This window comes from Bacteroidales bacterium (assembly GCA_023229505.1).
Taxonomy (GTDB): Bacteria; Bacteroidota; Bacteroidia; order Bacteroidales; family JAGOPY01; genus JAGOPY01.
In genome coordinates this window covers 93,803-114,424 of the sequence record JALNZD010000005.1, presented here as the reverse complement: position 1 = coordinate 114,424, position 20,622 = coordinate 93,803, and the positions used below count along the sequence as shown (strand labels likewise).

15 protein-coding genes are annotated in these 20,622 nt (G+C 45.4%); 6 read left to right on the top strand and 9 right to left on the bottom strand.

Annotated features, from left to right (window positions below):
* Positions 1-25 precede the first annotated feature (25 nt).
* The gene (locus M0Q51_03380) at positions 26-2,206 is read left to right on the top strand and encodes a chitobiase/beta-hexosaminidase C-terminal domain-containing protein (GenBank protein ID MCK9399025.1); all 2,181 of its coding nucleotides are present in this window, start codon (positions 26-28) and stop codon (positions 2,204-2,206) included.
* 111 nt (positions 2,207-2,317) lie between these two features.
* On the opposite strand, the gene M0Q51_03375 is transcribed toward M0Q51_03380, so the two are convergent.
* On the bottom strand, positions 2,318-2,866 hold the full coding sequence (locus tag M0Q51_03375) for an HDIG domain-containing protein (GenBank protein ID MCK9399024.1): 549 nt from the start codon (positions 2,864-2,866) through the stop codon (positions 2,318-2,320).
* Positions 2,867-3,024: 158 nt separating this feature from the next.
* On the opposite strand from M0Q51_03375, the gene M0Q51_03370 reads away from it, so the two are divergent.
* The 3 genes from M0Q51_03370 to M0Q51_03360 all read left to right on the top strand — a co-directional run bounded on the left by M0Q51_03370 (position 3,025) and on the right by M0Q51_03360 (position 6,451).
* Positions 3,025-4,341: a sugar MFS transporter gene (locus M0Q51_03370; protein ID MCK9399023.1), complete on the top strand. Its 1,317-nt coding sequence runs from the start codon at positions 3,025-3,027 to the stop codon at positions 4,339-4,341.
* A gap of 40 nt (positions 4,342-4,381) precedes the next feature.
* Complete coding sequence (locus M0Q51_03365; GenBank protein MCK9399022.1) at positions 4,382-5,290, top strand: nucleotidyltransferase; 909 nt, start codon at positions 4,382-4,384, stop codon at positions 5,288-5,290.
* Between the two features lie 96 nt (positions 5,291-5,386).
* Positions 5,387-6,451, top strand: a complete 1,065-nt coding sequence (locus tag M0Q51_03360) for an aminoglycoside phosphotransferase family protein (GenBank protein ID MCK9399021.1) — start codon at positions 5,387-5,389, stop codon at positions 6,449-6,451.
* Between the two features lie 3 nt (positions 6,452-6,454).
* Here M0Q51_03360 and M0Q51_03355 read toward each other — a convergent pair whose 3' ends face one another.
* The 7 genes from M0Q51_03355 to M0Q51_03325 all read right to left on the bottom strand — a co-directional run bounded on the left by M0Q51_03355 (position 6,455) and on the right by M0Q51_03325 (position 15,692).
* Positions 6,455-8,635 (bottom strand): heavy metal translocating P-type ATPase, encoded by a 2,181-nt coding sequence (locus M0Q51_03355; protein MCK9399020.1) that lies wholly within the window; start codon positions 8,633-8,635, stop codon positions 6,455-6,457.
* Between the two features lie 39 nt (positions 8,636-8,674).
* Positions 8,675-8,884, bottom strand: a complete 210-nt coding sequence (locus tag M0Q51_03350; GenBank protein MCK9399019.1) for a heavy-metal-associated domain-containing protein — start codon at positions 8,882-8,884, stop codon at positions 8,675-8,677.
* A gap of 131 nt (positions 8,885-9,015) precedes the next feature.
* Positions 9,016-9,378: a hypothetical protein gene (locus M0Q51_03345; GenBank protein MCK9399018.1), complete on the bottom strand. Its 363-nt coding sequence runs from the start codon at positions 9,376-9,378 to the stop codon at positions 9,016-9,018.
* Positions 9,379-9,618: 240 nt separating this feature from the next.
* Complete coding sequence (locus M0Q51_03340; protein MCK9399017.1) at positions 9,619-11,124, bottom strand: pyruvate kinase; 1,506 nt, start codon at positions 11,122-11,124, stop codon at positions 9,619-9,621.
* Positions 11,125-11,180: 56 nt separating this feature from the next.
* The gene (locus M0Q51_03335; protein MCK9399016.1) at positions 11,181-13,577 is read right to left on the bottom strand and encodes a TonB-dependent receptor; all 2,397 of its coding nucleotides are present in this window, start codon (positions 13,575-13,577) and stop codon (positions 11,181-11,183) included.
* Positions 13,578-13,580: 3 nt separating this feature from the next.
* Complete coding sequence (locus M0Q51_03330) at positions 13,581-14,519, bottom strand: PCMD domain-containing protein (protein ID MCK9399015.1); 939 nt, start codon at positions 14,517-14,519, stop codon at positions 13,581-13,583.
* A 105-nt stretch (positions 14,520-14,624) separates the two neighbouring features.
* Positions 14,625-15,692 (bottom strand): DUF4421 domain-containing protein, encoded by a 1,068-nt coding sequence (locus M0Q51_03325; GenBank protein MCK9399014.1) that lies wholly within the window; start codon positions 15,690-15,692, stop codon positions 14,625-14,627.
* 126 nt (positions 15,693-15,818) lie between these two features.
* Here M0Q51_03325 and M0Q51_03320 point away from each other — a divergent pair, with 126 nt between their 5' ends.
* On the top strand, positions 15,819-16,943 hold the full coding sequence (locus M0Q51_03320) for a sulfotransferase (protein ID MCK9399013.1): 1,125 nt from the start codon (positions 15,819-15,821) through the stop codon (positions 16,941-16,943).
* A gap of 73 nt (positions 16,944-17,016) precedes the next feature.
* Positions 17,017-18,093 carry an acetylserotonin O-methyltransferase gene (locus tag M0Q51_03315; protein ID MCK9399012.1) on the top strand — a complete coding sequence of 359 codons (1,077 nt, stop codon included), beginning with the start codon at positions 17,017-17,019 and terminating at the stop codon, positions 18,091-18,093.
* A gap of 41 nt (positions 18,094-18,134) precedes the next feature.
* On the opposite strand, the gene M0Q51_03310 is transcribed toward M0Q51_03315, so the two are convergent.
* Positions 18,135-20,510, bottom strand: coding sequence for a BamA/TamA family outer membrane protein (locus M0Q51_03310; protein MCK9399011.1), 2,376 nt, complete (start codon positions 20,508-20,510; stop codon positions 18,135-18,137).
* Positions 20,511-20,622 lie beyond the last annotated feature (112 nt).

Below are 20,622 nucleotides of genomic sequence, written 5' to 3'. Positions count from 1 at the left end.
GTGAATTTTTTAATAGCTGATTATCATGAAGATCGTATCCATCATCTCATTCCTGGTCATTTTAGCCCTCCCCGGGTTTTCACAGCCTGATCCTGCCGTTTATTACGCTGCTTCACGCCTTGACTATTATACCAGTGAAGAAGTGGGAGAGATACTGGTATACGTTCCCGCAAGGTTAAAAGGACATAAGATCAACATCGACCTTGTTTTTGAATATGAATCCCTGAACAAGGGCTATCCTGCTGCTTCAAACGGTATTTCAACCGTTCCTTTTCCTATGGAGCGTTTAAGACAAGGGCAGAATGAGATCACTGTTTCTTTTTATGAAGGTGATAAATGGATCGATTCACGAAAAGTCTGGATTACAGTGAGACCCCATCGCGACAACGCGGTAAAGATTGACCGGGCTACCGGCGGGCTTTCCGTCGCCGGGCTGCCTTTCTTCCCTTTTGGCTTTTACACATATTTTCCTGTGCTGCCGACCATGCCCGAAGAAGAAGCCGTCAAAGGATTTAACCTGATCTCCCCTTATCAGAAAATAGGCAAAAAATCCCTTAAAGACCGGAAAGCTTACATGGACAGGTGTGCCAGCCTGGGCATGAAGGTGAACTACAATCTATGCAGCGTTACCGGCGGTTGCGGTGTCGGAAGTTCCCGCCTGCCGGGCCTTTCCAGGCATGAGAAACTGGAAATGCTCCGGAAGGAAGTAGAGAAGTTCCGCGACCACCCGGCACTGCTGGCATGGTATATCGCTGATGAGCCTGACGGTCAAGACCTACCGCCTGACTCATTATTGGAAACTTACCGTCTTATCAAAGAACTTGATCCTTACCACCCGGTAAGCGTCGTTTTCATGTCGCCCAGGAAGGCCGCTGATTATCGGGACGTCATGGATATTGCCATGACCGACCCATATCCCATTCCGCAGGGAAAAGTTGTTGAGGTTACGGCATATGTCGATCTTCTTAAAAAAGCTTATTGGCTGGAAAAACCTGTCTGGGTGGTCCCGCAGGCCTTTGGAGGGAATGAGTGGTGGCAAAGGGAGCCGGATCCACGCGAGATCAGGGTTATGACCTGGCTGACCATTATTCATGGGGCAACTGGTGTACAGTATTTCATCCGAAGCGGTCCGAACAGCTTCCCCAAATCCACTGCCATGTGGGATGAATGTGGCGCCATGGCGCTGGAAATTGCCGAATTGACGCCGGATATAAACTCTCCCCATCCCGCCCCGGCATTGACCTCAGATGATCCTCATATTCATGCGAAAGCCTGGAACAGGGCAGGCCTGGTAACTATTGCTGTCGTAAATGCCCGTAATGAACCTGGTGAATTTAAGCTGAAAATGGAAGATCTGGATTTCACGATAGAGGCCGATGTGTTTTTTGAAAACCGAAAGATCCAGATTAAAGAAGGTGTTATTGAAGATATTATAGATGGTTATGGCACAAGGGTTTACCGTTTCGATGCCAGGAATAAACCTGACCGGATGAAGGGTTTAATGCCAGGCAACCTTACGGTTGATCCGGGTTTTGAAAATCTTTCCACTGTAGGTGTCCCGGCGGCCTGTTATGTTTATGCAGGTGATGACCGGGGCAATACTTATTTCATCGATTCCCGCAGATTTCAACAGGGCGAGCATTCCCTGCGGCTGAACAACCCGTCGGTGAGGCCTGGCGCCAGGCTGTCATTCTACAGCTTCGAACCGGAGGAAAACAAGAGCTATACGATCAGTATCATGGCACGGTCCGGCCAGTCATCAAACCAGCCAGGCAGAAAAAAAGGCGGACCTGTGAGGTTCAGGCTGGCGTTGGGGACTGAAGAACGAACTTTTAACTGTTCGGAAAACTGGCAGAAGTTTGAGATTAATGCTGTGCAAGCTGGCAGCCAGGCAGAAGGGAACAGCAGGCTTTCACCTCAGCTTGAAATGGCGGGCAAAGGCACGGCCTGGTTCGACCTGTTGCAGGTTTATCCGGACATGGAGATGGTGGCGAGAAGTGGGGAAGAGGGGAAAGGGAGTATTATTGAGTTAAAATCGATCCATCCGGAAGCAAAGATTTATTATACCATTGACGGGAGTGAGCCATCTACCGGATCTTTGCCATATATGATTCCGGTTGAAATCGACAACACTATTCTCTTCAAAGCAGCGGCTTACAAGGATGGGATAAGGGTTGGGTATATTGAGGAAAAGGTCTCTCCCTGATCTTTAAAGTCTTCTGCGCAGCCTATTTAACAATGATTGCGTACTTGAAGAGATTTACAATTTACAGTTTACGATCTAAGATCTAAGATCGAAAATTGTAAACTGTAAATCTCATTGCTTTATTTCTACCATTGCCGAGATGCTTAGCTCCGCGAATTCTTCCAGCGGAATACCGATCAGTTCACACTCCAGGATGTTTTCCCGGCTGACAGATGCTGCAAATGCCTTTTCTTTCATCCGTTTAGTTATTGATTTGGGCTTAACGCTGGATATTTTTTTATCCGGATACACCAGTGAGGTAGCGAGGATCAGTCCTGTGATTGTCTCTCCTGCCGCCAGGGCATGGTGAAATTCTGAAGTACGTGGCAAGTTGGTAGCTTGTTCATTATGTAATTTGATCGCTTCAGCAATATCAGAATCTATGCCCATCTCAGTGAGGATGCGGGCGGTTTCCAGCCCATGTACCTTCGGGTCGGCATGGGTGATTTCGACATCAAGGTCGTGCAGCAGACCTGCCAGTCCCCATTTCTCCTCGTCCCTTCCCAGCCGTCGGGCCAGGGCGCGAAGTACGGCTTCCGAGGCAAGGGAATGAAAGATCATCCGTTCGTTTTTAATGTAGTGATGGAGCAGTTCGATGGCTTTTTCTCTGGGTAATAACATGGGAAGAGTTTTTGTAAAATTAAATGAAAAATCGTACATCGTCCATGAATTTCCCTCCCCATAATCTCCAGATATTTCTAAATTTGCAATACACGTAAAACCCAATACTCAATACCCAACACTTAAACCTCAGCACTCAACACTCAACACTCAACACTATGTCTAAAAAAGGCTACATCATCTCCATCACGATCATTGGGATCTTCTTCTTTATCTTCGGGTTCGTTACCTGGCTCAACGGTATCCTGATCCCTTACCTGAAAATTGCCTGTGAGATAACCAACTTCCAGTCGCTCTTCGTGGCCTTTGCCTTTTATATCTCTTATACCGTGATGGCCCTGCCTTCGTCATGGATCCTAAAAAAAACCGGTTTTAAAAAAGGCATGAGTGTGGGACTTATCGTAATGGCCCTGGGCAGCCTGGCCTTTGTCCCCGCCGCCATGACCCGCACATACAGTTTGTTCCTGACCGGCTTGTTTATCATGGGCACCGGGCTGGCTATCTTACAGACGGCGTCTAATCCTTATATCACCATTATAGGTCCCCGGGAGACTGCCGCACGGCGAATCAGTATCATGGGAATCTGCAACAAGCTGGCCGGTGCCATCGCCCCGCTTATCCTGGCCTACTTTATTTTCAGCGACGGGGATGCATTCATCAAAAGCCTGGAAGGCATGGGAGAAGCTGCCAGAACTACGGCACTTGACGAACTAGCCAGCCGGGTGATCGGGCCTTACATCGTAATGAGCATCGTGCTTTTCCTGCTTGGACTCCTGATCCGGTTCGCCCCGCTGCCTGAAATCGAGGCCGAAAAGGAATCGGAAGAGGATCTGGCATCTATAGCCGGTAAAACCAGCATTTTCCAGTTCCCGCATCTGATCCTCGGCGTCATAACTTTGTTTTTCTACGTTGGAATTGAGGTGATCGCCGGCGATACGATCATCCGGTATGGCATGGCGCTGGATGTTGCCCTTGAATCGGCTAAATACTACACTTCCCTGGTCCTGGTGGCCATGGTGATCGGGTATGTCATTGGCATTCTCCTGATCCCCAAAGTGGTGTCGCAGAAAAACCTGCTCACTTTGAGTGCCCTGTCAGGGATAGTTTTTACCTCCCTGGCCCTGATCATTCCAGCCACCGCAGCTATCCGGTTTCCTTTTATCGACCTGATGACTTTTCACCAGGTAGAATTGGTACTCCCGTATACAGTACTGTTCATCGCTTTGCTCGGCATTTCCAACGCCATCGTCTGGCCGGCGATCTGGCCACTGGCCATCCATGGCCTGGGCAGGTTTATCAAAACGGGCTCAGCACTGCTGATCATGGGCATTGCCGGAGGTGCAGTACTACCCCTTATCTGGGGCTATCTTTCAAATATCTGGTCAGCCCAGTTGGCTTATTCTATTGCCATCCCATGCTACCTGTTCATACTCTATTACGCTACCTATGGACATAAGGTCAGAAGCTGGAAATAAGTTTCGAGTTTTAATTTCTAATTTCTAATTTCTAATTCACATGTCCCCAACTCTCCTCATACTAGCAGCCGGAATAGGCAGCCGCTACGGCGGGCTCAAACAGGCCGACGGGGTCGGGCCTTCAGGCGAGGCCATCCTCGATTATTCCATCTATGATGCCATCAGTGCCGGATTTGGAAAGGTTGTTTTTGTCATACGCAGGGATATTAAGGATGATATGCAGCGGATTTTCTTTGATAAATGGTCGAAGAAGATCGAACTGGATTATGTCTTCCAGGAACTCGATCATTTACCGAAAGGTTTTATGCCCCCGGAAAGAAGGGCAAAACCCTGGGGTACAGGCCATGCTATCTGGGTAGCTAAAGAGAAGGTACGGGAGCCGTTTTGCGTCATCAATGCCGATGATTTCTACGGCAGGGGAGCGTATCAACTGGCTGCCGCATTCCAATCCAATCTGGATAATCTGCTCAACAGCCGTTATTGCCTGATCGGCTATATCCTGAAGAACAGCCTGTCGGATCATGGCTTTGTTTCCCGTGCCGAATGCCGGACCGATGAGAATGGCTTACTTTCTTATGTGAAGGAACGGACAAAGATTAAAAAGGAAGGACAGAAGGTGTTTTATGAAGATGAAAACGGAAACCGGATGGGAATTGACGAAAATACCACTGTTTCAATGAATATGTGGGGCTTTATGCCTTCTTTATTTGAATATCTGGAGGAAGGATTGATAAAGTTTTTCGAAGAAAACGCGTCCAGCCTGAAAGCGGAGTTTTTCCTCCCGGACCTGATCGATGACCTCATCAGGACAGGAAAAGTGGATGTCCCCGTTCTCCGGACCGATGAAAAATGGTTTGGCATGACTTATCAGGAAGACCGTGAGATGGTGCGCGGACGGCTGGCTGAGCTGGTGAAGCAGGGAGTTTACCCGACACCGATCTTGATATAGTGTTAAGTTTTAAGTTTTGAGTTTTAAGTTGGGGAATTTTTTAATACCCGAACTCAGAACTCAGAACTCATAATTCAGAACTCAGAACTCAGAACTATGATCCCTCCAGAAATCAGTAAAGTAATCGAGCATTTCAAGCTGAGCGATTCACCTGTCAGTGTTAGTCGCTGGGGTGAAGGCCACATCCACGAGACTTATCTGGTGGAAACGGGAAACCATAAGCCCGATTATATCCTTCAAAAGCTCAACCATTTCGTTTTCCGGAATATACCGGGAATGATGGAAAATATCGAAGCCGTTACCAGGCATATCCGTTCCAAACTTACCGGCTTTCAGGGACATAATCCTGATATTGAGTCGCTTACATTAGTTTATACAAAAAACGATCAGTCTTTTTACCTGGATGAAAATGAAGTTTACTGGCGGATGTATGTCTTTATCCCGGACACATTCTCACTCCAGAAAATCACTGAGCTGCCCCAGGCCTTTGAAGCAGGGAAAGCCATAGGATTCTTCCAGGCCATGCTGGCCGATCTGGATACCCGGCTGGTAGATACTATCCCTGATTTCCACAACATCGATTTCCGAATCAGCCAGTATGAACAGGCTAAAAGCATCGACCCAGCCGGGCAGATTGCACGGGTTCCGGAGGATATACGTTTCGTGGAACAGCGTTTCGGGCAGATGAAATCGTATTACGCGTCATTGAAGGAAAAGGCTGTCGTGCGGGCAACACACAATGATACCAAAGTGAACAACGTCCTTTTCGACCGGAATAATAAGGCACAATGCTTAATCGACCTGGATACGGTCATGCCGGGCTATGTGCATTTCGATTACGGCGATGCACTGCGCACGATAGCTAACACGGCTTTGGAAGATGAACGGGACCTCGGGAAGGTTCATTTCAATGAAGATGTCTATCAAGCATTCACAAAAGGCTACCTCAAGGAAGCCGGCAGTTTTCTGAATCAGCATGAACTCGAACTTTTGCTTTACGCACCCATCTTCCTTACATTTATTATCGGCCTTCGTTTCCTGACGGATTATTTAAACGGAGATGTCTATTATCGCATCCATCATCCGGATCATAACCTCGAAAGGGCGAGGGTTCAGTTCAAACTGGTGGAGGAAATGGAAAGGGCTCTGAATTTTAATTAGCAATCAGAACTTAATATTTTTTAATCGAAGACTATTCATCACCACCGACACCGAGCTGAACGCCATAGCTGCCCCGGCAATCATCGGATTTAAAAGAATGCCGAAAAACGGGAACAGTACCCCGGCTGCTACCGGTATCCCGATGAGATTATAGAAAAAAGCCCAGAAGAGGTTCTGCCGGATGGTATGCATGGTTCTGCGGGATAAGCTGATTGCGCTGACGATTTTGTTCAGACTGCCTTTCACAAGCGTGATCTCCGCTGTTTCCATCGCCACGTCTGTGCCGGTGCCCATGGCAATGCCAACATCAGCCTGCGCCAGTGCCGGCGAATCATTGATCCCGTCGCCCGTCATGGCCACTTTTAACCCTGCTCCCTGGAGCTCTTTCACGTAATCCAGCTTTTCCGCCGGAGTCACACCTGCACGGAAATGCTTGATGCCAACAGCTTTGGCAATCCGTTCAGCAACTTTTTTGTGGTCGCCGGTGATCATATGGATTTCCAGCCCGATTTCCCTGAGCTGCCGTATCGCTTCCGCCGAATCATCTTTTATAGGGTCAGCAACCGCAATCAGGCAGAGAAGCTGCCGGCCGGAAGCCACAAAGCTGACAGACATAGCCTCCTCCGTCCATTTATCAAAGATTAGTTGCGCTGTTTCCGGAACTGAAACCTTGTATAAATCCATTAAGTTTAGGTTGCCTGACAGGTAAACATCTCCGGCAATTTCTGCCCTGATGCCTTTCCCGGTAATGCTTTCAAAAGAATCAACAGTTGTTTCCGGTAAGTTATCCGAGCTCAGATTCTTTACTATAGCCCTTGCTATGGGATGTTCTGAAAGTTTTTCGGCGGAAAGTACAATACTCCTGATCCTGTCACGGTCAATATCTTCCTTAACCCAATGCCATCCCGTCACCTTCGCCTTGCCTTCGGTAATTGTGCCCGTTTTATCAAGCACGATGACATCGAGGCTATGCGCAATTTCAAGGCTCCGCGCGTCTTTGATGAGGATACCCATCTCTGCGCCTTTACCGATCCCGACCATAATGGCCGTTGGCGTGGCCAGTCCCAGGGCACATGGACAGGAAATGATCAGCACCGTGATCGAGGTCATGAACGCATAAGTCAGGCTGGGGGCGGGGCCGAAAAACCACCATCCCAGGAAAGTCACAATTGCAGCACCGATCACAGCGGGGACGAATATCCCCGCGATGCGGTCAGCCAGCTTTTGCACCGGCGCTTTGCTGCCCTGGGCCTCCTGTACTTTCCGGATGATCTGGGCAAGCATAGTTTCTTCACCGACTTTGTCGGCGACCATTTTTAAACTGCCAGTGCTATTAATCGTAGCGCCTATCAGTATATCTCCCGTTTGCTTGTAAACCGGCAGCGATTCGCCCGTTATCATGCTTTCATCCACCGAAGAGGAGCCTGAAATAACACGACCGTCAACCGGAATCTTATCACCAGGCCTGATGAGGATGATATCTCCTTTAATAACCTGATCAATAGGTGCTTCAATCTCAATTTCGTCCCTGATTATGGTAGCGGTCTTTACGCTAAACCCCATTAGTTTCCTGATGGACCCTGAAGTGCGGAACTTTGCCCTTTCTTCGAAATATCTTCCTAATAAAATAAGGGAAACAATCACGGCAGCAGCTTCAAAATACACGTGTGGCTCAAACCCTTGTTTTATTAAATAGGATGGGAAAAGTGTGTTAAAAGCGCTGAAGATAAAAGCCGATCCCGTGCCGATAGCTACGAGGGTATCCATGTTGGCACTCAGATGAATAGCTCTTTTATATGCATTTATAAAAAATTCCCGGCCAAACCAGGCCAGGACGGGTAAGGTCAGCAGCATCATAATCCAGTTTACGTTAGGGACCGTGTGGAAAGCCATTGCCAGAATGACAACCGGGATGGAAAAGCCAATAGAAAAAAAGGTTTTTCTTCGGCTGGCTGACAACCGCTTTCCTTCCTGTTGTTGTAACTTTTCGACGTCTTTGCCCGGATCTTCCGCCAGATCATAACCGATGGCCTGCAGTGCCGACTTTAATTGCCCGATATCTGTCAGGCGGTCGTTATAGTCAATCGAAACAGTATTCATAGCATAATTCACTGAAGCTTTTTCCACTCCCGGAGAGGCTGAAAGGGTGGTTTCAACGCTGATGGCGCATGCAGCGCACGACATGCCCTCGACCCGGTATATTTCACTGACTTGTGACAAGGTTCAGATTTGTTCGGCTTTGTAACCGGCTTGATCCAGGGCAGATATGATAACATCCGGTTTTATCTCAATGCCTTCAACGGTAAGCGTTCTTTCAGAAGAATTAAGATTGACGCTCCATTCCTTGATTTCTTTTATTCCTGAAAGAAATGGAGTGACAGTTTGAATGCATCCGTTGCATTTGATATTCGTTTTAAAATGAAGAGTGGTCATAGTAAAGAATCATGTTGTAATAAACATCAAAATTAACGTTTAATGGTCTGATATGTTCATTTTATTGTTACGACAATTACGCTTTGCAGGCTGAAAAAAAGAGGATGGAATGATGTGAGAGGCTCACCCCGTCAGCTACTGCTGGCGGGGTCGTTTACTCGTATTACCAACTGGCCGTTCTTGTCGGTCAATGAATTGTCTTTTATTTTTGCTTCACTTTCGACAAGTAACATGGATAAATTTAACAAAGCCCTGAAATTGAACAAACCAAGTTGACGGGTTTTGTTCGCCTTATCAATGAGGTGAGCAAATTGCAATTTAAAGTCTTTCAATTGATTGCCTTTGGTTAAAATGTATCCGTTGTGCTTTAATCTTGTTAGGTTAATTCCCCGCCCCTTGGGGCGAAAGTATTTTAACTGACGGGTTAACCCGTCAGTTAAACAGATACCCCGCTGCTTGCGGCGGGGAGTTTCATTCCAGCCATGTCTTGCCATGGAATTTCAGGATGCGATTCCGATCGTTCTTAATCATTGATAAATAATTTGAAGATCTTCATGAATACTCTCTTTTATAATGGTATTCTTGATTGCCCCTTCCGTAACAAGGTCGACTTTAATGCCCAGCTTTTGAGAAATTAGATTCTCAACATGGACTTGTTGGAGAAGTGATAGGGTCGATTTGAACCTTACAAGAATATCAATATCACTCTTACTTGTGTGTAACCAAATGACCACCTAAAGATAGTGAATATAAATACTATTGGTTACCCCGCTGGCCTGGATAGGTTCGCCGTAAACAAAAACAACAACTTCTCCTTTTATTGCCCAACCTTTTTCAATTATTTTAGCATCAACATCCCGGATGAAGTCACTGGCACTCATAGGTTGGTTCATAAATTCCGGATGTATGCCGTAAAGAAGGGACAACCGGTTCAATGTTGCCGGCACGTCGCTGAAAGCAATGATAGGCCTTGGGATATCAAGCTGGGATAGATATAGCGCTCCTCCTCCAAATTTTGACCAGATGACGATTAATCTGGCATCAATATCTTTCACGATCGATTTAACCCCATGCGCTAATGCGGCAGTGCGGTACCTGGATTCCTGCATGTGCTTCGGGATGGGATGGCTGATCTTTTGCTCCCGGATATAGCGGTTGGTTAGCCGGGCGATGCGGCTCATCATACGGACCGTTATTGCCGGCCATTTGCCTATTGCCGTCTCACCGGAAAGCATGACAGCATCTACACCGTCGAAAATCGCATTGGCAACATCCGACACCTCGGCACGGGTTGGCGTGGGGGACTCTTTCATGCTCTGAAGCATCTGGGTGGCTACGATTACAGGCACACCATAATCGTGACAGGTGCTGATGATCCTTTTTTGTAAAATCGCCACTTCCGCCAATTCCATTTCCACGCCTAAGTCACCCCGGGCAATCATGATCCCGTCGCTTTCGGAAACGATATTATCAAGATCGTCTATCGCCTGCGGCTTTTCGATCTTGCTGATGATGGGAATAAAAAGCGAATTGACCGGTAGCATGCTTAGATCTGTATCGCGGTATAATATAGGTTCATATGGCCTGGCCCCCAATGCCTTTAAATGATCTTTGAGCAACCTGACATCGCCAGCACTCCTGACAAAACTGAGCGCAATGTAATCAACCTGCTTTTTAACAGCAAATTCAAGGCATTTAAGGTCCCATAGGGTTAATGCAGGGACTGACAATTGGGTTTCCGGTAGATTAATTCCCTTTTTTGATGTAACAAGCCCCCCCTGGATTACCTTGCATAACAGGCGGTCTGCGTTTTTGCCCGTGCAGCGGAGATCGATATTGCCATCGTCGATCAACACCCTTTGCCCGGGTTCAACTTCTTCTATGATTCTGGGCAAAGTGGTCGAAAATACAGCGGTTCCGTCATCTGCAAGGTGGCCTGTGGTCTCTTCCCTTGTAAATTCCACCATTCCATCATTCTGCAGGGTGATCCCGGGGTCAGCAACTTTTCCGATCCTGATTTTCGGACCTGACAGGTCGCCCAGGACAGCAACAGGGATGCCGGTTTCATGGGATGCCATCCTAACCTGATCAATCAGTTCGGAGAACCCTTCAAAGCTCCCATGAGAGAAATTGACCCGGAAAATCCGGGCGCCTTCTGAGATCAGCTGCCTGATGTTTTCCACACCGGTACTGGCCGGTCCGAGGGTTACAATGATCTTCGTGAGTATTAAATCTTCCATATTTATCTTCAATCTTCTGAATACTGCCTACTACCTTCTGTCAACTGTCAACTGCCCTATATCTTCAACACATACTGCACCATCACACTGCGCAACGGCTCTGCTTTAAGCGGTCTGAGAGAATAAATGCTGTTCATGAAGTTATTGCTGATCAGGCTCACCTCATGGTGCTCGCTGATTTTATAACTGGCCCGCAGATCAAATATCCATTTGCCTGTGTTATTGGTTTCATAATAATCCATGTATCTGATACGCTGGATGGACCCACCGGCAGCATCAGTTGATTCTTCAAATTTTTTAATGGCCAGATCCAAATTTTCAATTTTACTGAAATATTTCGCGCTGAATCCAACGGAGAAGGAATAAACGTTCAGCTCTATATCGCCTTTGAAGGTATGAAGAAATCTGTATTTCAGAATGTTATTTGATGGATCGAGACTTGTGTTGTTATAGCTGTAATTAGTATCATAGATATCCACTGCGTAAACATAATCCGGATCTAATGTCTTCGGCAAAATGTAATTATAACCGAGAATGGTACGCAAAGTCACCTTATCTGCCAATTGGGCGGCCCCGGAAACAGAGATGTCAGCACCGATGATCCGTGAATGGCCTGTATTCAGAAACTTAAACCCTGCTCCTCCGATAGTAGAGTATGTAGAATCCCAGAATCCGAACAGATACTCTACAGTATTCGCGTATTCCTGCTGGAACAGCGCAATATCGATATATCCGAAGTACTTGAAAAATTTGAAGCCCTGTTTTACACCAACTTCTGCATTCCAGCTTTTTTCAGGTTTAAGCTCAGGGTTCTCAAAAACGCCAAAAGTGCCGACATTTGTCCGGATGTAGCGTTCGGCAATTGTCGGAAAACGGTACCCCTGACCATAAGAAAACCTGACATAAGTTTCTTTCATTACTTTCAGGTTAAGGCCTGCCCTGAAAATCGGCTTGAAATCATTTTCAGTACCGTTCATATTATAATACTCAACCCTGAGGCCAACGGATAGGGTAAGGGTTTTGAAAAGATTGTCTTCGAATTGGGCGTAGCCGGAAAAATTGTAAAAGCGGTTGATGTCGTTTCCTCCTCCCTGATACATATCTGCATTTGCGAAAGCATACTGTCCGGACAGTCCACCTATAAATTCCAGGCCCTGGAGGAATTCGTAATCTCTGCGGAAATTATAATCAGCAAATATAAAAGTGCTCTTAATATCTTGATTATTAGATTGATGAGTATTGTTGTAAAGAATTCTCGCTTTAAAACTGTGCCTGAAACCAACCTTCGAATAATAATTGACGAAAGGGTCGAGATTGCCGATGAATTGATCTTGCAGGAAAACGGCGCCGGGATATGCACGGAAAAAGCCAGAGGTATCATCCAGCCAGGCCAGCACCATGGGAGTATGCTGTAACATGAAATTGCCATTAACACCGTAATTCAGGCCCTGATACTTCTTTGAGCGCTGCCTCAGGGTGAAATTAATTCTTGCCCTTTGGGTTGCCATCTCAGAGTCAGCAAAATTAGAGATTGTATCCGTTACAAAAGGGCCTGGCCTTGGCGCACCGATATAGCCATGATCGAAGTAAAGGTTTCCGCCTAACACAAAGTCAAAATTGTCAATTTTTCTGAGGTGCAGGAAATTGGCACCGGTGATATAAGGATAATCATTCCACCACTTCTGGCTCCGATCAGAGGGTGGGGTATAAGCACCGCAGAAAACCGTTACTTTGGTAAGCGGTTTGTCACCAGGCATCGCTGTCCTGATGTGAATGGCCCCGCTTAAGGCTGAGGTGCCGGAAAGCACCGAGGATGCCCCTTTGATCACTTCGATCTGTTCAATATTTTCGACAGGTATAAAATCCCAGTATGGACGGCCGGCATCACCGGAAAGCATAGGCATATCATCTACGAGAACGGCCACTTTACTGCCCACGCCGAAAGTAAAACCGCTCCCGCCGCGAATCTGGGGCTCATTGTCAAGAATGTTAAGACCTGGCGTGTAATCAAGAATAGTCTGGATATTCTGCGTATTTTTCGCTTCAATAAGATCGGCTTTGATGATCTCCATGGAAACCGTCATCTCTTCGATAGGGCGGTCAAATTTCCCCGCCTTGATCTCCACCCCCTGCAACTGGCTGACAAATGGATCCAACAATATGTTCCGCTCTATGACCTGGCCGGCTTCGATATGAAAAGAAACCGAATCGGATTTCATGCCTGTGTAAGACACTTCAAATATGTAAGAACCATGATTGAGCAACAGGGAAAATTCCCCGTTGATATCTGCTGCCGTACCGAAAGAGCGGTCAAGCCTGAGGATGATGCTGGCCCCAACCAGCGGCTCGTTAGTCAGTTTGTCCCTTACGCTGCCACGGAAAGTCCCTTGTCCCTGGCCATAAAGCCCTATGCTGAAGATGAGGGCTGCAAAGATTAGAATTTGCCTGCCCATCCGCTACCGAATCATTACTTTCTGCACACACCGCCGGTTCTTGCCGTTGAGGACTGCAACATAGACCCCTTGCGGCAAATTGGCCGGAAGCATGACCTGGTTATTGTCAAGCTGTTTCGAAAGAACGGTCTGGCCAGTCACATCGATGAGATAGAACCATTGATGAAAGTACTCTTCCTCGGGATTAAGCTTTATAACCAGCCTTTCATCAGCAGTGAAAAGAAAAGATTCGGTAATGCCGGGATTGGAAATGCCTGATGGAGGATAGATCAGTTGCAGATCATCGACCAGCAGGTAGCTACTGTCGATTGCACTGGTGCTGTCTCCTGAATTAATAACTGTCAGGACATATACAGGGGTACTATCATTAAAATAGGTGAAAGGCACAGAAAAGCGGGTCCAATTATCATAGGTGACACCGCGTTCGGTGACATGTACCGCCATACCCACCCAGTTGGGCAGGGTGCCGTTTTCAGGTAATTTACATGAATCGACATGAAGAATAACCTTGAACTGGGCGGCATCATCTTCCTTCGGGAAGAATTTAAACCAGCCGGCCAGGCTGTCAGGGCGGGCAGTAAAAGGAGTGTTCCATTTAGGGTCACCTGGATCGGTGTAAGAGTAACTGGCGTCGAAATCAAACTCGGCATGAAATCTTCCATTAGTGATAGCACCGGTGGCTACCAGGTTGAAAATGGAGACATTGTACAATTTAAGTGAATAATTCCCTGAATGGGCGTCTTCGCTCCGGTCAAACGTGACAGGTGTAAGAGGAGCTATTAGTGGATCATCACATGTTTTAATTGTACTCCAGTCGACCGGTTCGTCTCTAACTGTACCCGCATTTTCCCAATTTTCGAAACCCGGGTTTTCAAGCTGCTGGCCATAAAAGAACGCAGGTAACATCAATAATAAAATGAAAAAGCGTAGAGGACTTTTCATATGATTTCAGATTAGTGGATCTTAAAATTAGTTTCTGACTTTCAGAGGGGTAAAATTACAAAAAACTGATGAATCTCTGATTAAGATTTTTTTCTTTATGCCGTATCAGCGGCTAATGCCTGGATTGAGAAGCCTGATCGGCTTTTTAGTTGAAAACCGCCTGACGATATTAAAACGGTACATTCCTGTATCATAACTGATAGTCCGATCAGAAACAGGTGCCTGCGTGACAACAGACATATTCGTGAATGAAACCCCGAAATACCATCTGTCACTGTTATACCCGGCTGAAATAAAAATTTCCGCTCTAAAACCCAGGACTAAACCTGATTTGACTTTGTTCTCGTTATCAACAAGGAGAAGTTGGGTATAACCAACATTCCCCGAGCCATTGATCGCACCGATGATGAAAAAATGTTTTTTAATCACAAAAGAATATGCATAACCTAATATAGGCCCTATGGAGAAATTATTAGACCGGTCGAACTTCATGTTATTATAAAATAAACCATAATAAAGCTGAGAAGGAACGATGGATGAGTCGCCGACGTTAGAATTATAAAACAAGCTTCCTCCCACAAGAAAAGACCCGGCGCTCTTTTTCTGCCATTCATTCTGCAATACGGCAGCACGGTAAGAAAACTTACTGCTGTTAACGATGTAACTTACGTCCAGGCCTATAGTCCATGACCGGATATCCCCTCGGATATAATAAAGATCGCCTGCCTGCCAGCCGGGGATCATATCTTTGGTATTTCTCAGGTAAAAACCCTTGTAATTCTGAAGATATATCGTTGCATTGAAACAAGGCGCAAAAAACCTCATGGTGAAATCATAATACTTTGTCTTCCCGTATTTTTCATCATCCTGGTTTACAAACGGAAAATTTATCCCGATATTTAATCCGAGAATTCCGTGATTAACACCAATCCCGAGCAGTAATTTGTTATTTGGCGTGTATGCCAGGCTTTTCCCGACTAAGTTGTCGTTGAAACCCATATTACTGTATTTCACTGAACCATAAACCCGGGTAGTATAATCGGCTATATAAGTTGAAATATAATTGGTGTCATATGTGACGGTAAATATTTTTTTAAAGAAAGCTCCTTGCCCTTTTGCCATTAAAGCGGGAAAGAATAAAATTAAAATCAGAAAGACTAATTTGAATCTCATATTCAGCATTTAACAGCTTAATTTGGGCAAAATCAAAAGTAATTAATCTTTAATTATCAAATGCTACAGAGTATATAGAAGGATTTTATATATTTGATTTTCGAAGAGTAATATTTTCCGGTTCTTATGAGTAATAAGGAAGTCAGAAGACGGTTTTCATTTTTAATCACCGTTTTAGCGGGAGGTTCTGTATCCCATATTATACATCTGCTTGTAAGTCATAGCCTGGATATAAAATATGCCGGAAGGGTTGCAGGTACTGTTATTGTGAGTTGTATCCTGGAACCGTTTCGCTGGTGGGAAGAATTGACCTGGAGAAGAAGGATCAGAAGGGTAAGCATTTCGAAACCACCGGTTTTTATCATCGGTTTTTGGAGAAGCGGGACCACACTTCTCCATAACCTGCTATGCCGTGCGCCTGGCACAGCTTATATCACAACCTATCAGACCGTCTTCCCCAACCATCTCGGTCATTCCTGGTGGTTTAAACCTATTATCGGGAAATTCTGGCCTACACACCGGCCATTTGATGATGTAAAAATGGGCATGGACCTTCCGCAGGAAGAAGAAATTGCCCTTGCTAACGTACAGGATATCAGCTTTTATAATTTTCTTTGTTTCCCGAAAGATTTTGACCGGTTTTATAATAAGGAACTTTTCATGAAAGATCTGGACGATAAACTTATCGCCAGGTGGAAGTCTGAATATTTAAAGCTGATCCGTAAGGCAATCCTGAACAAGAAAGGAGACAGGTTTATCTCCAAAAACCCTTCAAATATGGCAAGGATCAGTCAAATTCTCGAAATGTTCCCTGATGCCAGGTTTATCTTCCTCTACCGCGATCCCTACAAGACTGTCGAGTCTTTTTATCGTTTTTTCCAGGAAGTCATGCCTGTTATTCAAGTTCAGGATGCCAATGAAGAACTGACACGCGAAAGATCAACCCGTGTTTATGCTGATATGGTCAGGCATTATTATCTTGATAAGGATAAAATCCCTCCACAAAATCTGATGGAAATCAAATTTGAGGATTTCAGTCAAAATGCCATTGAAGGCTTGAGAAGGATCTTCGATCAATTTGATATATCCGGCTTTGAAGATTCCCTGCAGTATTTTGAAAGCTACATGGATGAAATGTCCGGTTTTAGACACGACAGCTATGAGGTTACCAGTGAAACAATCCATTGGGTAAATAAATACGCCGGCGATATCGTCACCAGGATGGATTATCCAGCCAGAAGGGCATACTGATCCAATTGGTACCTTGAACTTATATATACTATCTTCGCGCCATCATTTTACACCTTAATTTTATAGAATAAAGATGAAAAAAGAAGATTTCGGTAACGATAAACGATCAGCATTTGAAGCAAAAACAGAAGCACAAAAGATAGCCTTCGGCCCTGTGATGTTCCAGGCAGCCCGTGCATTGGTTAAACTAGGAATCCTGAAATTGGTTAGCGAAGCCGGATCTTCTGGTGTTCCTTCAAAGGATGTTGCTGACCGGCTGAACCTCTCGGAATATGGCGTGGAGGTTCTCCTGGATGCGGGTCTGAGCATGGGCATTGTCATGATGCAGGATGAAAAATATATCCTGACCAAAACCGGCTTTTTCATCCTGAACGACAGCATGACCATGGTTAATATGGATTTCGTCCACGATGTCTGCTATGAGCCATTTTTCTTCCTCGAAGAATCGGTCAGAAATGGCAAACCGGAAGGCCTGAAAGTGTTTGGCGACTGGAAAACAATATATCCCGGGTTGCAGTTCCTGCCTGAGCAGACAAAGAAAAGCTGGTTTGGCTTCGACCATTACTACTCTGATATCGCTTTCCCGGAGATCATCCCCCTGATTGCTAAAGATAATCCATCTACTTTAATGGATGTGGGAGGAAATACCGGCAAATTTGCCGTTCAGTGTGTGACACAAATGTCCGGATTAGAAGTAACGATAGTCGATCTTCCGGATACCCTGAAGGCAGCCCAAAAAATCATCACCGAAAAAGGGCTTGGAGAAAGAATCCACTTCTTTGCGGCTGATATGCTCGACCATAAAAACGACTTACCAGAGGGATTTGATGCGATCTGGATGAGCCAGTTCCTCGATTGTTTTTCCGAAGAGCAGATCCACAGCATCCTCACCAGGGCTGTCAGGGCAATGGACAATCATTCTGCCCTCTATATCCTGGAACTTTTCTGGGACCGGCAGAAATATGAAGCTTCTTCATACAGCCTCAATGCTACTTCGCTTTACTTCACCTGCCTGGCCAACGGCAATAGCCGCATGTACCATTCATCAGACATGCACAGAATGATAGAGGCAGCAGGATTAAGGATTGAGGAAATAACGGATCATATCGGGATCAGCCATACGTTGGTTAAATGCCGGAAAGCGCGATAGCTGAATTTAAATGCGCTTTAGCGCATTTTCCGCTGTAAGAATCAGAATGGGTAACCTATCCCGAAGTTGATTATTACATCTGAAAATTGCCATTTATTTAAAACCCACCTTTTGCTTTCCGGTTTTGCGGGATTATACAAGGGGATCGCAAAATCAACCCTCATGAGGAAGAAGTTGAAGTCGAGCCTTACTCCTAGTCCTACATCGATCGCTAACTCTTTATAAAATCTGCCGAAACTAAAATTCCCTCCGGGATAGGATTCGGCATCTTTTAACAGCCAGATATTGCCAATATCGGTAAACAGCGCGCCTTTGATAAAACTGTAAACCGGGAAACGTAATTCTATGTTCGCCTCAAACTGAACATCACCCATACGGTCAAAATTGTCTTCCGGATTCTCATATGAACCAGGCCCGAGCAAACGATATGGCCATCCCCGCATACCATTGGCACCTCCGCCATAAAATCCTTTCTCCATCGGTAAGACTTCAGCATTGCCATAAGGAATGCCGACGCCCATGAACAAACGGTAAGCCACAGAATTACTCCGGCTGATTACGTCAAAGAAACGAATGTCGCCGTCAATCTTGACATATTGCGCATAAGGGATGCCAAATAAAATATAATGCCCCAGGGTGTCTGTCTTTGCATTGAAAATAGTGCTGCCAGTTTTTAATACATTACCGGCTGTCTCAAAGTTTCCTTTGAAATAGAAGAAGTTCTGGATTTTCCGGATATCCTGTGTGTTATAGGTGAAAGAATACCTGGCAGCCGTGATCAGGTTATCCTTATATTGATTTTTAATACGGTCATTTGGCACTTCCTTCAATTGCTGTTCGAATTCCGGCGATAGCGTTACATTGACAAGACTCCAGTCAAACGGGAAGAGCTGATGCCGTTTTCTTTCCGATTCTCTCCAGTCATATCCAAAAGAAAGACTGGTCAGCCACCTTTCATATTCCGGCCTGATTTCATAACCGATACCCAGGCTTGTCGTAGTTTTTGGTCTGAAGTACTTGGGAAATCTTTCCTGCCTGACCGGGATTAAAAAACGAGGGAATATGATACTCATTTCCAGGCCGGATTCGATGGTATTAAAAAATGGAGTGGCCGCGGAATAAGCAACGTTGTTGCCGAATATTTTCTGGGCTTCCATTGCCCCCCTTGCTTTGAGTCGTAAAGTCTCAGATCCTCTGAAAATATTGCTGTTCTGATAAGTGAAGTTCAAGCCGATACCAGGCCTTCCGCCTGAATTGGTCACCTCGGTTTCAACCGTAAATGAATGAAGTTTTCTCTTCGACAGGTCAATATTACAATCCAGTAACCCTCTTAAAGCAGTATCCGGTGTCAGGACCTCCACAAAACGGATATTGGAATAACCAAAAACGCCCAGTTCAGCTATTCTCGACCGTGTCTTGCTGATATCGACCTTGCGATACGAATCGCCGGACTTTATAAAAACCGACTGGACAATCGTTCTGGGCTGAATATTGTCCTTTTTCTGGTGGAGAATATAGTAATCACTTGGCCTTTTCTTCTTATCTTTATAATATACAGTAAACTTAAGCGTATCCATTTGAATGTCTGGCTGTGCCAGTGGATCAAAATTCGGCCGGATATATATGTTCCGGATAAAATAGCGCTTATGGGGCAGCGGAATGATTTTCCAGGGCTCGGTTACGGAAGCAACCATATTGGGCTTGATCTTTACCTTAAGATTCATCTCCCGGTTGTTTAGAGCGCTATCGATCTCAAAAAAGACGAAATCACGGTTAAAGTAGTAATAACCATTATTTTGCAGAATATCTGTTATCCTGCCCCTTTCATCATCAAGATCGAAGGCATTGTAAATCGAACCGGGCTTAATCTTGCTTTCCGATTTACTATTCCTTATAAACTGAAGCAGGACGCTGTCTTCAATGCCATATTCCACTGTTATTAACCGGTAAGGAGCAGAAGGATTGACCAGGTAATCAACTATTACTTTCTTATTCCTGAGATGCCTGGTATCAAAGCTGACATCTGAATAAAAATACCCAACCTTGTTAAGGTAGGATTCCATCTCGCCGGTGGAATTGATAGACGCTAAAGAATCAAAAAGTGCAGGCCTTTCTCCGGCCCCGTCACGCAGCCAGACCCTGAATTTACTTTCTTGTTTTCCTTTCGTACCTAAATGATACAGATATGCTTTAAGTCTGAAAATACCCAGGAATTTTCGATTGGGCCTTGGCCTGGCAATAGAAGACAGCTCATCGCTGCTGATCCCGGGATTCTTGCCGGTATATTTTATATGATTCTTTATCAGGAGATATTCTTCGGGCTGCAGGGAATGGGTTAGACTACAGGAAGATAAGATGAATGCGGAAATCATCACGCAAGCACCAGTCATGTAAGAGTATGAAAGGAATTTCTTCACAGGATGTGATTACACCGCAAACCGCAAAGGTAGGGAAATTTAAATACTGCTTCTGCGAAAGGATCGGCACAATAATTAAACTATATATTTCCTAATTTTGTTTTCCTAAATT

Coding starts and splice junctions, on each gene's coding strand:
- M0Q51_03350 (MCK9399019.1), bottom strand. CDS start 8,884: ATGACCACTCTTCATTTTAAAACGAATATCAAATGCAACGGATGCATT.
- M0Q51_03375 (MCK9399024.1), bottom strand. CDS start 2,866: ATGTTATTACCCAGAGAAAAAGCCATCGAACTGCTCCATCACTACATT.
- M0Q51_03370 (MCK9399023.1), top strand. CDS start 3,025: ATGTCTAAAAAAGGCTACATCATCTCCATCACGATCATTGGGATCTTC.
- M0Q51_03330 (MCK9399015.1), bottom strand. CDS start 14,519: ATGAAAAGTCCTCTACGCTTTTTCATTTTATTATTGATGTTACCTGCG.
- M0Q51_03360 (MCK9399021.1), top strand. CDS start 5,387: ATGATCCCTCCAGAAATCAGTAAAGTAATCGAGCATTTCAAGCTGAGC.
- M0Q51_03325 (MCK9399014.1), bottom strand. CDS start 15,692: ATGAGATTCAAATTAGTCTTTCTGATTTTAATTTTATTCTTTCCCGCT.
- M0Q51_03320 (MCK9399013.1), top strand. CDS start 15,819: ATGAGTAATAAGGAAGTCAGAAGACGGTTTTCATTTTTAATCACCGTT.
- M0Q51_03340 (MCK9399017.1), bottom strand. CDS start 11,124: ATGGAAGATTTAATACTCACGAAGATCATTGTAACCCTCGGACCGGCC.
- M0Q51_03345 (MCK9399018.1), bottom strand. CDS start 9,378: ATGGCAAGACATGGCTGGAATGAAACTCCCCGCCGCAAGCAGCGGGGT.
- M0Q51_03355 (MCK9399020.1), bottom strand. CDS start 8,635: ATGTCGTGCGCTGCATGCGCCATCAGCGTTGAAACCACCCTTTCAGCC.
- M0Q51_03365 (MCK9399022.1), top strand. CDS start 4,382: ATGTCCCCAACTCTCCTCATACTAGCAGCCGGAATAGGCAGCCGCTAC.
- M0Q51_03315 (MCK9399012.1), top strand. CDS start 17,017: ATGAAAAAAGAAGATTTCGGTAACGATAAACGATCAGCATTTGAAGCA.
- M0Q51_03380 (MCK9399025.1), top strand. CDS start 26: ATGAAGATCGTATCCATCATCTCATTCCTGGTCATTTTAGCCCTCCCC.
- M0Q51_03335 (MCK9399016.1), bottom strand. CDS start 13,577: ATGGGCAGGCAAATTCTAATCTTTGCAGCCCTCATCTTCAGCATAGGG.